The organism is Paraburkholderia graminis (genome assembly GCF_003330785.1).
In the GTDB taxonomy this organism is placed as follows: Bacteria; Pseudomonadota; Gammaproteobacteria; order Burkholderiales; family Burkholderiaceae; genus Paraburkholderia; species Paraburkholderia graminis.
In genome coordinates this window covers 1040026-1052341 of the sequence record NZ_CP024935.1, presented here as the reverse complement: position 1 = coordinate 1052341, position 12316 = coordinate 1040026, and the positions used below count along the sequence as shown (strand labels likewise).

The following is a 12316-nucleotide window of genomic DNA, read 5'->3' as shown; positions in this document are numbered from 1 at the left end:
CGCGCCTCCAGCCGCCTCTCTTCACCGCGAGAGAAGCCAATAAAAAAGCGCTGCACGGGGCAGCGCTTTTTTCTAAAGCCGATTCAAGGCTCATTAGGCCCATGACCGGACGACGCCGCGCGCCTCATTGCGCGGCCTGAACAAGCACGGGTTTGTCACTGTACAGATTGGGGAAAAGACGCTTCAAACTGGCGACCTTCGGCAAATCGTAAAGCGCAATGTACCCCGAGTTCGGATGTTGCGTCAGGTAGTTCTGGTGATAGAACTCGGCTGGATAAAAGCCCTTGAACGGTTCCACCTTTGTCACGATGGGTGCCGTGAATGTGTGCGCTTTCTCGAGTTGCGCGATATAGCTCTGCGCGACTCGCCGCTGCGTATCGTTCAATGGGAACACCGCCGACCGGTATTGCGTGCCGCTGTCCGGGCCCTGGCGATTCAATTGCGTCGGGTCGTGAATCACCGAGAAGTACACCTGCAATAACTGGCCGTAGGTGACTTGCGCGGGATCGAACGCGACTTGCACCGATTCAGCGTGGCCAGTCGCGCCGCCGCTCACCGTTTCGTAATGCGCCGTGTCGCGCTGGCCGCCCGAATAGCCGGACACCGCCTGCTTCACGCCGTGCACATGCTGGAATACGCCCTGCACACCCCAGAAGCAGCCGCCCGCGAAGACCGCGGTTTCTTCATGCGCCGACGCGGCGGAGACGGGCTCGTCAAGCGCAGGCGGCGCGATCGGCACCGCGTTTTCCGACGAAAACGCCATGCGTTGCGCGAGCAGCAGTGCGAGCGCGCCGAAGCCGATGCCAACGGAAATTCTTGCCACGCGCGAGCGGGAGCGCTTGGTGTCGATACGTTTGTCGATGTTCATGATGTCTGTCCTGTCTGTCCTCATTGCACCTGCATAACGGCGATACCTTTCGGTTCACGCGCGGTTCACGCGGCCCGGCGCGTTTCGCGTGGCTCGAATGGCCCCGAGTATTAGTCGCGCGAGCGCCGCATTAATGACAGCCTCCAATAGCATGCGCGTGTTTTTCTCTTCGCGCCGGCGAACGCGGACCATCGGCGAAGACGTCAAAGCGGAAAACGGGTGGTCGACAGAATCTCCTTGAGCACCATGAACGAGCGGATCTGCCGCACGCCGGGCAAATAGAGCAACTGCTCGGCATGCAGGCGATTGAAGCTGTCGCTGTCGCGCGTGCGGATGGTCATGAAGTAATCGAATTCGCCGGTCACGACATGGCACTCCATGCAGCCGGGCACTTTCTGCGCGGCCTTCTCGAAGTTGGCAAACGATTCGGGCGTGGAGCGATCGAGCACCACGCCGATGATCACGAGCATGCCCGCGCCCGCGGACTTCGGGTCGATCAACGCAACCACGCCGCGAATCAGGCCAGATTCCTTTAGACGTTCGACGCGCCGCAAGCAGGCCGGCGCGCTCAGCTTTACTTTTGCCGCCAGCGCGACGTTCGAGATGGACGCATCCGTTTGCAACTGGCGCAGGATCGCCCGGTCGATGCGGTCAAGCGATTGCAGAGAGTCGCCGGCGGCGGGCGCGGCTGAAGCAGCGCGAACTTTCGTTTTGTTCATTGGCTCCACGGCGAAATAAAATTAAACGCAAACAGCGTTGTCGATCTCGAAGTTACGCTCGAAGCATTTTCTTCGCAAGCTCATTTCCCGGCATTTTTCCTACCATGTGCTGAACGCGGCAACCGCTTGCCCGCGCCGGACCCATCGATCACGGAGATGCCATGAACCTGCAACGCTTCCCCCGCTACCCGCTCACTTTCGGGCCGACGCCCATCCAGCCGCTCAAGCGCCTGAGCGATCATCTGGGCGGCAAAGTGCATCTCTATGCGAAGCGCGAGGACTGCAACAGCGGCTTTGCGTTTGGCGGCAACAAGACGCGCAAGCTCGAGTACCTGATTCCCGAGGCGCTTGCGCAAGGCTGCGACACGCTCGTGTCGATCGGCGGCATTCAGTCGAATCAGACACGCCAGGTCGCCGCGGTTGCCGCGCATCTCGGCATGAAGTGCGTGCTGGTGCAAGAGAACTGGGTCAACTATTCGGATGCGGTGTACGACCGTGTCGGCAATATCCAGATGTCGCGCATACTCGGCGCCGACGTGCGTCTCGTGCCCGACGGCTTCGACATAGGCTTTCGCAAAAGCTGGGAAGATGCGCTGGAAAGCGTGCGCGCCGCCGGTGGCAAGCCGTATGCGATTCCGGCCGGCTGCTCGGACCATCCGCTCGGTGGCCTCGGCTTTGTCGGCTTCGCGGAAGAAGTCCGTCAGCAGGAAGCGGAACTCGGTTTTCGGTTCGACTATATCGTGGTGTGCTCGGTGACGGGCAGCACGCAGGCCGGCATGGTGGTGGGGTTCGCCGCCGACGGCCGCGCCGACCGCGTGATCGGTATCGACGCATCGGCCAAGCCCGCGCAGACGCGCGAGCAGATCACGAGAATCGCTCGTCAAACAGCGGAGAAAGTGGACCTCGCGCGTGACATCACCGCTCAGGACGTGGTGCTCGACGAGCGCTTCGGCGGCCCGGAATATGGCTTGCCGAACGCTGGCACGCTGGAGGCAATCCGTTTGTGCGCGCGCCTTGAAGGTGTGCTGACCGATCCTGTGTATGAGGGCAAGTCGATGCACGGCATGATCGACATGGTGCGCAACGGCGAGTTTCCGGAAGGCTCGCGCGTGCTGTATGCGCACCTTGGCGGCGTGCCCGCATTGAACGGCTACAGCTTTATTTTCCGCGACGGCTGAGTGACGCCTGAGTGTCTTTTGAGTGCTGAGTAATGCCGCGCCTGGCGTTCACGCCGTCAGGCGCTTCTTCAAATGCTTGCGCAGAAAGTCGACGAAAGCGCGAATCGTCAACGAACTCTGCCGATGTTGCGGATATACCGCATACACGCCCGTCGGGCTCGGCAGAAATTCGTCGAGCACGGTGACGAGCTCGCCGCTTCGCAATGCGTCGGCGACAATGAAATCAGGAAGCCGAACTATTCCGAGGCCGGCCACGGCCGCATCGCGAATCAGATCGCCGTTGTTCGCGCGCAGCGGCCCCTGCACTTCGAAGCTTTTCAACGCGCCATCCACGGCGAACTCCCACGCCACGACACCGCCGTGCCCGTATAGCAGGCATGAATGGCGCGCGAGGTCGGCGGGCGCGGCCGGTGTCCCGCGACGGCGCAGATAGCGCGGACTGCAACACGCGACGAGATTCACGTCGAATAATTTCTGCGCAATCAGCGTCGAGTCCGGCAACACGCCGATCCGCACCGCCATGTCGAAGCCCTCGCCGACCACATCGACGGTACGGTCGCTCAACTCCATATCGAAACGCACGTCGCGATGCTCGCGCAGAAAGTCGGCGACGAGCGGCGACAAATGCATCATGCCGAACGACATCGGCGCACTCACCCGCAGCAGGCCGCGCGGCCCGGCGCGCCGCAGCGACATGGCCTGCTCGGCGTCTTCGACCTCGCCGAGAATGCGTTTGGCCCGCTCATAAAATTCCTGACCCAGCTCGGTGACAGCCAGTTTGCGCGTGTTGCGCACGAGCAGCGGCACGCCGAGCGCTTCTTCGAGCGCCATCACGCGGCGGCTGACGAACTGCTTCGACAGCGACAGGCGTTTCGCAGCGGCGGTGAAGTTGTGCGCGTCGACAGTCGCGACGAAAATCCGCATGTCATCCAGTTGCATGGCTATTGTCCACTAAAACGAGACGGTGTTTCCGATTAACGGCCGATTATAGCCTCAAGAGTTGACCTACACTCCTGTTCATGGATCGCGGACAACACATCAGTCCCGATCGCCCGCAACGAAAGTTGCATGGACGACGATCACGACGCCAAAGCGTCGGCTCACAGGAGAAAGAGATGCTTGAAATCAGACACGCCAATCAACGCGGCCGCGCGGAGCACGGCTGGCTCAGTTCGCGTCACACCTTTTCGTTCGCGCACTATCACGATCCGAAGCAAAACGGCTTCTCCGACCTGCTCGTGATCAACGACGACCGCGTCGCGCCGGCCCAGGGTTTCGGCAAGCACCCGCATCGCGATATGGAGATTTTCTCGTACGTGCTCGAAGGCGCGCTCGAACATAAGGACACGATGGGCACCGGTTCGGTGATCGTGCCCGGCGACATCCAGTTGATGAGCGCGGGAACCGGCGTGGCGCACAGCGAATACAACCATTCGAAGACGGACCCGGTCCACTTCCTGCAAATCTGGATCGCACCGGCGCAAAAGGGCACCGCGCCGCGCTATCAGCAACAGCATTTCAGCGAGGACGACAAGCGCGGCGTGCTGCGCCTCGTTATGTCGCCGGATGGTGCGGACGGTTCGCTGGTGTTGCAACAGGACGCTCGCGTGTATGCCGGCCTGTTCAACGGCGACGAAACGGCGCGGCTCGAACTCGCGAATAACCGCTACGCTTATGTGCACGTCGCGCGCGGCAGCGTGACGGTGAACGGCGTGGAACTCGGCGAAGGCGACGGCGTGCGCGTGCGCGGCGAGGAAGCGCTGAGCTTCACGCAAGGCCGCGATGCCGAAGTGCTGGTGTTCGATCTGCGCGACATCGAGACGTCGGCGTTGTGGGCCTAGGCGGTCTGACGCGCGATACTCGCTTGCGTCGTTGAGAGCCGGCCGGTTTGCGCCGGGCGGCTTTTTTGCGCCTGTTTTTCCGCGTGTTTTTACGTGTTCAGCGCAGATGCAATAAAAACGGCGGCCCGCGGGCCGCCGTCATTCGCTACTTACTTGCCAGGCGAGATTATCAAACCGTCGCTTCGGCTTCCACCTCGCTAACCGCTTCCGTTTCCTCGCTGTTGCGGATCAGATGATCGAACGCGCTGAGCGATGCCTTCGCGCCCTCACCGACCGCAATCACGATCTGCTTGAACGGCACCGTGGTCACGTCGCCGGCTGCGAACACGCCCGGCACCGACGTCGCGCCGCGTGCATCGACGACGATCTCGCCGTGCTTCGACAACTCGACCGTGCCCTTCAGCCATTCGGTGTTCGGCACGAGACCAATCTGCACGAACACGCCTTCCAGCTCAACCTTCTTCACTTCGCCCGAACGCAGATCCTTGTAGACGAGACCGTTGACCTTCTTGCCGTCGCCGGTGATTTCGGTAGTCTGCGCCTGCGTGACGATCGTCACGTTGGCGAGGCTGCGCAGCTTGCGTTGCAGCACTTCGTCGGCACGCAACGTAGCGCCGAATTCGAACAGCGTCACTTCGCGCACGATGCCCGCGAGGTCGATGGCCGCTTCCACGCCCGAGTTGCCGCCGCCGATCACCGCGACACGCTTGCCCTTGAAGAGCGGGCCATCGCAGTGCGGGCAGTACGCGACGCCGTGATTGCGGTACTCGCGCTCGCCCGGCACGTTGATTTCGCGCCAGCGCGCGCCCGTCGCGAGAATGATCGTTCTGGCCTTCAGCACCGCGCCATTCGCGAGACGCACTTCGTTGATGCGGCCGGGAATCAGCGCGTCGGCGCGCTGCACGTCCATGATGTCGACTTCATACGTCTTGACGTGCTGCTCGAGCGCGGTGGCGAACTTCGGTCCTTCGGTCTCGGTGACGGACACGAAGTTCTCAATCGCGAGCGTATCGAGCACCTGGCCGCCGAAGCGTTCCGCGACGACGCCTGTCGCGATGCCCTTGCGCGCCGAATAGATCGCCGCAGCCGCGCCAGCCGGCCCGCCGCCGACGATCAGCGTGTCGAACACCGGCTTGTTTTCCAGTTCCTTCGCGGCACGCGCGCCGGCATTCGTGTCGAGCTTCGCGAGGATTTCCTTCACGCCGCTGCGGCCCTGGCCGAACACTTCGCCGTTCAGGAACATGGTCGGCACAGCCATGATCTGGCGCGCTTCGACTTCGTTCTGGAACAGCGCGCCGTCGATCGCCACGTGGCGAATGCGCGGGTTGATCAACGCCATCACGTTCAGCGCCTGCACGACTTCCGGGCAGTTCTGGCATGACAGCGAGAAATACGTTTCGAATTGATAGTCGCCGTCGAGACTGCGGATCTGTTCGATCACCGCGTCGTCGAGCTTGACCGGATGGCCGCCGACCTGCAGCAACGCAAGCACGAGCGACGTGAATTCATGCCCCATCGGAATGCCCGCGAAACGGATGCCGATGTCCTTGCCCGGCTCGCCGATCGAGAACGACGGCTTGCGTTCGCTGTCGCCGCGGCGTTCGATGACGGTAACGCGTTCCGACAACGTCGCGATATCGTTCAGCAATGCCAGCAGCTCTTGCGATTTCGCGCTGTCGTCGAGCGACGCGACGATCTCGATAGGGTTACTAACCTTTTCGAGGTACGTTTTCAACTGAGTCTTGAGATTGGCATCAAGCATGGCTATTCGATTCCGTGACGATGGGTGTTGGATTCCCGGCGCCGCACGCATTCGTGTAAAACGCGTGCGGCCCGGGGACGCGCGAACTGCTGCATGAAGCGGTTCGCACGGTGATGCGCCGCGTGGGCGCGATTGCCTGAAGCTTTGAGGCTATGCGCAGCTTTGGAAGCTGCGAGACCTTAGATCTTGCCGATCAGGTCGAGCGACGGCGTGAGCGTTTCTGCGCCCGGCGTCCACTTGGCGGGGCAGACTTCACCCGGATGCGCCGCGATGTATTGCGCAGCCTGCACCTTGCGCAGCAGTTCGCCTGCGTCACGGCCGATGCCGTTGTCGTGCACTTCGCACAGCTTGATCTCGCCTTCCGGGTTGATCACGAACGTGCCGCGCAGAGCCAGACCTTCTTCTTCGATCAGCACGTCGAAGTTGCGCGAGATTGCCAGCGTCGGGTCGGCGATCATCGGGTACTTGATCTTCTGGATCGTGTCCGACGTGTCGTGCCAGGCCTTGTGCGTGAAGTGCGTATCGGTCGACACGCTGTAGATTTCAACGCCGAGCTTCTGGAAATCGGCGTAGCGATCGGCCAGGTCACCCAGTTCGGTCGGGCAAACAAACGTGAAGTCGGCCGGATAGAAAACGAAAACCGACCACTTGCCCTTCAGGCTTTCTTCAGTGACGGTCACGAATTCGCCGTTGTGATAAGCCTGTGCCTTGAACGGTTTGACTTGACTATTGATGATCGGCATTTGCTGAGTCCTCTTTCTGGGTGGTTGGAAAGTGGAGTCAGTATGTCAGACCACGCTTAATAGGTAAAGTGGATTGTTTTAATTCTTCCGATAGATTGATTCTATCTACTCCGGGGCTTCGGGCTATCGTGCGTCGTCGGCTTTGAGCAGCCGCCACAGTGTGGTTCGGCCTATGCCCAAGGCCCGGCTTGCCGCCGCGCGATTGCCGCCGCACTGCTCGAGCGCCTTCGCGACGTCGTCGCGGGTCGGGGTGATCCGGGGCGCCGCTGGAGCGCTGGCGGCGTCGGCGGCGTGCGCGTTGGGAGCAATACGAACCGCATCTTTGCCGCCTTCGCGCTGCATCCGGTCGAATTCCGGGAAAAGCGCCAGCAGATCGGGCCCGATGTCACGGTCGAGATCGCCTGCCGCGTCGCCGAGATAAATGGCCGCGCGCGTCAGCAGATTTTCCAGTTCGCGCACATTGCCCGGCCACGCGTAGCGCTCGAACAGCGGCGCCAGAAACTGCAGCACCCGCCCGATCGACGCCTCCGACAACCCATATTGGCGCGACCCGCGGCTTAACAAGTGCCGGGCGAGCGGAACGACATCGGCGCGCCGCTCGCGCAGCGGCGGCAATTCTATCTGAAGCAGATTCAGACGAAAATACAGGTCCGCCCGAAACGCGCCCCGCTCGACGAGCGCATGCAGATCGCGATGCGTGGCGGCGATCACCCGCACGTCGATGGGCGTCGCGCGGCCCGAGCCGAGCTTCATTACCTCGCGTTCCTGCAGCACGCGCAGCAGCCGGCTTTGCAGCGCGGCGGGCATCTCGCCGATTTCGTCGAGGAAAATGGTCCCCGTGTGGGCGATCTCGAACAGGCCCGGCTTGCCGCCGCGCCGCGCGCCGGTGAACGCCCCCTCCTCGTGGCCGAACAGCTCGCTTTCGATCAAGCCTTCCGGCAGCGCCGCGCAATTGAACGCGACGAACGGATTGCCGCGCCGCCGGCTCGCGTTGTGGATGCCCTGCGCGACCAGCTCCTTGCCGGTGCCGCTCTCGCCGGTCAGCAGGACGGTCGCGTCGTGCGCCGCGCCTGCGCGCGCGAGCCGCCGCACGCGTTCGAGCGCCGCGGACCCGCCGACCAGATCGTCCAGCCGATGCCGCGCGACCAGATGCTTCGGCCGCTGGCTCGTGCGCAGCGACCGGTCGATCCGCTGCGCGACGAGCGCGTCCTGCACCGTGACCACGGAGCCGGAACGCGCGCCCTGCTCGAGAATCGGGACGCAATTGACGATCAGCGAACGTTCGCCGATCTGCTCGATGCGCTCGTCGGCGGCGTCGCCGCGCTCCGCTGCTTCGCGCAGCCACGGGCCGAGCGTGCGGGCGAGTTCGGCGGGCACATCGCGGTCGCGGTCGTTATCGCGGTGGCGGTCGCCGTGGCGGTCGCCGGTCAGGCCGAGCAGATCGAGCATCGCGGGATTGACGGCCTCGAGCTGGCCGGCGTCGTCGAAAGCGGCCACGCCGTCGCGCAGATGCGCGACGATCGTGTTCAGGCGCACGCGTTTCGATTCCTTCTGCCGGCTCACGCGGGCGAGCTCGACCGAACGCTCGAAGGCTTCCTCGACCGCGCCGAGCGAGTACAGAAACACGCTGTCCAGACCCGCCTGCTGCGCCAGATCGCAAGCCATGCCGGGACCGATGATGACGCGGCAGCCCTCGGCGGCCAGATCGTTGACGGCGGTCCGCACCTCATCGACCGAACGGTAGGCGCGCTGCGTCAGACGAACGTTCAGCCAGCCGCCGAGATCGGCGAGTTCGTGCGAGATGGTTTCGTGCAGCACAAGGCCGATCGGCGCGCCCGGCCGCGCGGCGGTGGCGCGGGTGATCGCGCTCAGCACGTCGAAGCCGTTGACCTTGACCATGACCACCGGCACGCTGAGGTGCTCGCGCAGATACGCGCCGTTCGAGCCGGCGGCGAGCACGACATCGACGGAACCGGCATCGACGTGCGCCTGGAGCGCTGTGACCGCGGCGCCATAGCCTTCGCGGATCGAGAAAAATCGGGCGCGGCCGGCGTAGCGCGGCGCGATAGTCTCGCAAAGCGACTGCAGGCGGCTAATACTGACGAGGGCGATGCCGGGCCGGCCGGGGTCGGCGTTGACGAAAGCAGGCGTGAACGTGGACAACGGGATGCTCCGGTTGCTGCGGCCAAAAGGCGGGATTATGAGTGTTCCGCGAAACGTTTCATGAAACGCCCAGCCATTTTGCCATGAAACGCCGCGCGGACCCGAGTCGCGTGCAAGCGTTTGATTCTGCGTGGAAAACCCGTGGCCCGCCGTCAATGGCATGCATCCTGCACTTCCCGGGTCACCTCAACACCTCAAACCTTTCCGGAGACACCTCTCATGACCACTTCCGCCACACGCCGCGCCGCCTTCCGCGCCAAGGTCAACCAACGTCAGGGCCTGCTCGTGCCCGGCGCCTTCAATGCGATGAGCGCCCGCGTGATCGAGGACGCCGGCTTCGAGGCCATCTACATCACGGGCGCGGGCGTCACCAACATGTCGCTCGGCCTCCCCGATCTCGGCTTTATCGGACTCGCGGAAGTCGCCGAGCACACGGCGCGGATCCGCGACGCGGTCGCGCTGCCGCTGATCGTCGACGCGGACACCGGCTTCGGCAACGCGCTGAACGTGCGCCAGACGGTGCGCGTGCTCGAGCGCAGCGGCGCCGACGTGATCCAGTTCGAAGACCAGATCATGCCGAAGAAATGCGGGCACTTTTCCGGCAAGGAAGTGATCGGCGCGAGCGAAATGGCCGGCAAGATCCGCGCGGCCGTCGATGCCCGCGAGGACGGCAATCTGCAGATCATGGCGCGCACCGACGCGGCGGCCGTCCACGGTATCGAGGATGCGATCGAGCGCGGTCATCGCTTCATCGAGGCGGGCGCGGACATTCTCTTCATCGAGGCGACCGAATCGCTCGCGGACATCGAGCGGCTGCCGTCGCTGTTCGACGCGCCGCAGTTGATCAACATCGTGATCGGCGGCAAGACGCCGGTGCAGTCGCGCGAGGCGCTCGGCAAGCTCGGCTACGGGATCGTGCTCTACGCGAACGCGGCGCTGCAAGGCGCGGTGCTCGGCATGCAGCGCGCGCTCGGCAGCCTGCAAACGAATGGCCGCCTCGACGAGGACGCGACGCTGGTCGCGCCGTTCAGCGAGCGCCAGCGTCTCGTGAACAAGCCGTTGTATGACCGGCTGGATCGGGAGTATGCCGCGAAGGATTGAGCGGAGCGCGTCGAAACGTGTTGCCGTAGCGTGGAGGGCGGCACGCGGGGTGCTGGGTGCTCGCATGCTCGGCGTTCGGCGCTCCCCTCGCGCGCCATCGCCGCAAGCATGCGCATCGTGCTGATGCGCCAGGCTCGATTGCGCTACGATTCAGGGCCGGCGTGCAAAGCCGCGCGAAACGACGTCAGCGGGACCGGCGCAATCGCGCCCGCCCTGCTGCACAACCGCCAGCTGAGCAACCCGAGGCGGCCGCCGCGAGTCCCCTCGCACCGGACGGAGCAAACGCGCGCAAACGCCCGCAAAACACGTATTCGCCAGCGAAAGGTAGTCAGAAAAATGAAGCCCATCACATCGCGCATAGCGTGCATAACGCGCATAGCGTCCCCGGCGCCCCGCATTCGCCCGCCAATTCGCCGCACGCCTGACGAAGCATCCATGCCCACGCTGCCCGGAGCCTTCCAATGAGCGCAGCGAGCGCGCCGCACAAGCACGTCGGCTGGCTGCCGTACATCGTCGCCGCCACGTTTTTCATGGAGTACCTCGACACCACGGTCATCGCGACCGCGTTGCCGCAGATGGCGCACTCGTTCGGCGTCGGCCCTAACAGCGTCAGCCTAGGCATGACGGCCTACATGCTGGCGCTCGCCATCTTCATTCCGGCGAGCGGCTGGATTGCCGACCGCTGCGGCTCGCGCACCGTGTTCTTCAGCGCGATCGGCGTGTTCACCGTGGCCTCGGTGCTGTGCGGACTGTCGCAGAACGTCGCCGAATTCACCGCCGCGCGTCTGCTGCAAGGCATCGGCGGCGCGATGATGGTGCCGGTCGGCCGGCTCATCGTGGTTCGCAGCACCGAAAAAAGCCGCATGATGCAGGCCATTTCGACGATCACCTGGCCCGCTATCGCCGCGCCGGTCGTCGGTCCGCCGATAGGCGGTTTCATCACGACCTACGCGTCGTGGCGCTGGATTTTCCTGCTCAACGTACCGTTCGGTCTCGCGGCGATGGCCGTCGCGCTCGCGATGGTGCCGAACCTGCGCGGCAGCGAGCGCAAACCACTCGACCTGGTCGGCCTGCTGCTGAGCGGCACCGCGCTCACGGCGATCCTGTACGGCGCGGAACTGGCGAGCCAGCCGGCCGAGAACCCGTGGATTGCCGGGGCGATCATCGTCGGCGGTTTGCTGGTCGGCGTCGTCGCGTTCCAGCATGCGAAGCGACATCCGCATCCGCTGATCGACGTGTCCACGCTGAAGATCCCGACCTTTTCCGTGACCGTCGTGACGGGCTCGTTCACGCGCATCGGCATTGGCGCCGTGCCTTATCTGATGCCGCTGCTGTTCCAGGTCGGCTTCGGCTTGTCCGCTTTCAAGTCGGGTCTGCTGCTGCTCGCGAGCGCGCTCGGCAATCTCGGCATGAAGGCGTTGACCACGCGCATCCTGCAGCGCTTCGGCTTTCGCATGGTGTCGATCGTCGACGTAACGGTGGCCGGCATCTTCATCATCGCGTGCGGGTTGCTGACGCCCGAGGTGCCGCTCGCGCTCGTGCTGATCGTGGTGTTTGTGTATGGCGTCGCGCGCTCGATGCAATTTTCGACGCTCGCAACGCTCGCCTACGCCGACGTCGCGCAGCCGCAAATGAGCGCGGCCAGCACGCTGTGGAGCGCCGCGGCGCAAATGACGATCGGGCTCGGCATCGCATTCGGCGCAGTGTCGCTGCGCGCAGCCGCGTTTTTCAACGGCGAGACCACAGGCCATGAGACCGCAGGCCTCGTCTTCACGCTCGACGATTTCCGCCTCGCGTTTCTGCTCGCGGGCGTGTTGACGCTGCTGTCGGTGATCGGCTACATGGGTCTTGCGCGCGATGCGGGCCAGAGCATCGGCGGCGGTTCGCGTGGAACGGGAGATCCCGCGAAGGGCTGATAAATTTCTGGAGCGTTCAGGAGAC

10 protein-coding genes are annotated in these 12316 nt (G+C 63.9%); 4 read left to right on the top strand and 6 right to left on the bottom strand.

The window, feature by feature from the left end; translation table 11 throughout:
• Positions 1 to 124 precede the first annotated feature (124 nt).
• Together msrA and CUJ91_RS22930 are read right to left on the bottom strand one after the other, a co-directional pair.
• A complete protein-coding gene (gene msrA / locus CUJ91_RS22935) occupies positions 125 to 868 on the bottom strand; it encodes a peptide-methionine (S)-S-oxide reductase MsrA (RefSeq protein WP_114157225.1) in 744 nt (247 codons plus the stop codon).
• A 203-nt stretch (positions 869 to 1071) separates the two neighbouring features.
• On the bottom strand, positions 1072 to 1587 hold the full coding sequence (locus CUJ91_RS22930; protein ID WP_029970535.1) for an Lrp/AsnC family transcriptional regulator: 516 nt from the start codon (positions 1585 to 1587) through the stop codon (positions 1072 to 1074).
• Positions 1588 to 1748: 161 nt separating this feature from the next.
• Here CUJ91_RS22930 and CUJ91_RS22925 point away from each other — a divergent pair, with 161 nt between their 5' ends.
• Positions 1749 to 2765 carry a 1-aminocyclopropane-1-carboxylate deaminase gene (locus tag CUJ91_RS22925; protein WP_114157224.1) on the top strand — a complete coding sequence of 339 codons (1017 nt, stop codon included), beginning with the start codon at positions 1749 to 1751 and terminating at the stop codon, positions 2763 to 2765.
• 48 nt (positions 2766 to 2813) lie between these two features.
• Here CUJ91_RS22925 and CUJ91_RS22920 read toward each other — a convergent pair whose 3' ends face one another.
• Positions 2814 to 3704, bottom strand: coding sequence for a LysR family transcriptional regulator (locus tag CUJ91_RS22920; protein WP_053859169.1), 891 nt, complete (start codon positions 3702 to 3704; stop codon positions 2814 to 2816).
• Between the two features lie 176 nt (positions 3705 to 3880).
• Here CUJ91_RS22920 and CUJ91_RS22915 point away from each other — a divergent pair, with 176 nt between their 5' ends.
• Positions 3881 to 4606 (top strand): pirin family protein, encoded by a 726-nt coding sequence (locus CUJ91_RS22915; RefSeq protein WP_006046986.1) that lies wholly within the window; start codon positions 3881 to 3883, stop codon positions 4604 to 4606.
• 169 nt (positions 4607 to 4775) lie between these two features.
• On the opposite strand, the gene ahpF is transcribed toward CUJ91_RS22915, so the two are convergent.
• The 3 genes from ahpF to prpR form a co-directional block, all read right to left on the bottom strand.
• Positions 4776 to 6368, bottom strand: a complete 1593-nt coding sequence (gene ahpF / locus CUJ91_RS22910) for an alkyl hydroperoxide reductase subunit F (RefSeq protein WP_114157223.1) — start codon at positions 6366 to 6368, stop codon at positions 4776 to 4778.
• 179 nt (positions 6369 to 6547) lie between these two features.
• Positions 6548 to 7111 (bottom strand): alkyl hydroperoxide reductase subunit C, encoded by a 564-nt coding sequence (ahpC, locus tag CUJ91_RS22905; protein ID WP_006046984.1) that lies wholly within the window; start codon positions 7109 to 7111, stop codon positions 6548 to 6550.
• 123 nt (positions 7112 to 7234) lie between these two features.
• On the bottom strand, positions 7235 to 9274 hold the full coding sequence (gene prpR / locus CUJ91_RS22900; RefSeq protein ID WP_114158035.1) for a propionate catabolism operon regulatory protein PrpR: 2040 nt from the start codon (positions 9272 to 9274) through the stop codon (positions 7235 to 7237).
• 219 nt (positions 9275 to 9493) lie between these two features.
• On the opposite strand from prpR, the gene CUJ91_RS22895 reads away from it, so the two are divergent.
• The gene (locus CUJ91_RS22895) at positions 9494 to 10375 is read left to right on the top strand and encodes an isocitrate lyase/PEP mutase family protein (protein ID WP_029970528.1); all 882 of its coding nucleotides are present in this window, start codon (positions 9494 to 9496) and stop codon (positions 10373 to 10375) included.
• Positions 10376 to 10836: 461 nt separating this feature from the next.
• Positions 10837 to 12291 (top strand): MFS transporter, encoded by a 1455-nt coding sequence (locus tag CUJ91_RS22885; RefSeq protein ID WP_114157222.1) that lies wholly within the window; start codon positions 10837 to 10839, stop codon positions 12289 to 12291.
• Positions 12292 to 12316: the final 25 nt, after the last annotated feature.

What these genes read in the sequence shown, in the direction of transcription:
- CUJ91_RS22925 (WP_114157224.1), top strand. Translation starts at nt 1,749, where the DNA reads ATGAACCTGCAACGCTTCCCCCGCTACCCGCTCACTTTCGGGCCGACG.
- ahpF (WP_114157223.1), bottom strand. Translation starts at nt 6,368, where the DNA reads ATGCTTGATGCCAATCTCAAGACTCAGTTGAAAACGTACCTCGAAAAG.
- CUJ91_RS22930 (WP_029970535.1), bottom strand. Translation starts at nt 1,587, where the DNA reads ATGAACAAAACGAAAGTTCGCGCTGCTTCAGCCGCGCCCGCCGCCGGC.
- CUJ91_RS22895 (WP_029970528.1), top strand. Translation starts at nt 9,494, where the DNA reads ATGACCACTTCCGCCACACGCCGCGCCGCCTTCCGCGCCAAGGTCAAC.
- msrA (WP_114157225.1), bottom strand. Translation starts at nt 868, where the DNA reads ATGAACATCGACAAACGTATCGACACCAAGCGCTCCCGCTCGCGCGTG.
- CUJ91_RS22915 (WP_006046986.1), top strand. Translation starts at nt 3,881, where the DNA reads ATGCTTGAAATCAGACACGCCAATCAACGCGGCCGCGCGGAGCACGGC.
- ahpC (WP_006046984.1), bottom strand. Translation starts at nt 7,111, where the DNA reads ATGCCGATCATCAATAGTCAAGTCAAACCGTTCAAGGCACAGGCTTAT.
- CUJ91_RS22885 (WP_114157222.1), top strand. Translation starts at nt 10,837, where the DNA reads ATGAGCGCAGCGAGCGCGCCGCACAAGCACGTCGGCTGGCTGCCGTAC.
- CUJ91_RS22920 (WP_053859169.1), bottom strand. Translation starts at nt 3,704, where the DNA reads ATGCAACTGGATGACATGCGGATTTTCGTCGCGACTGTCGACGCGCAC.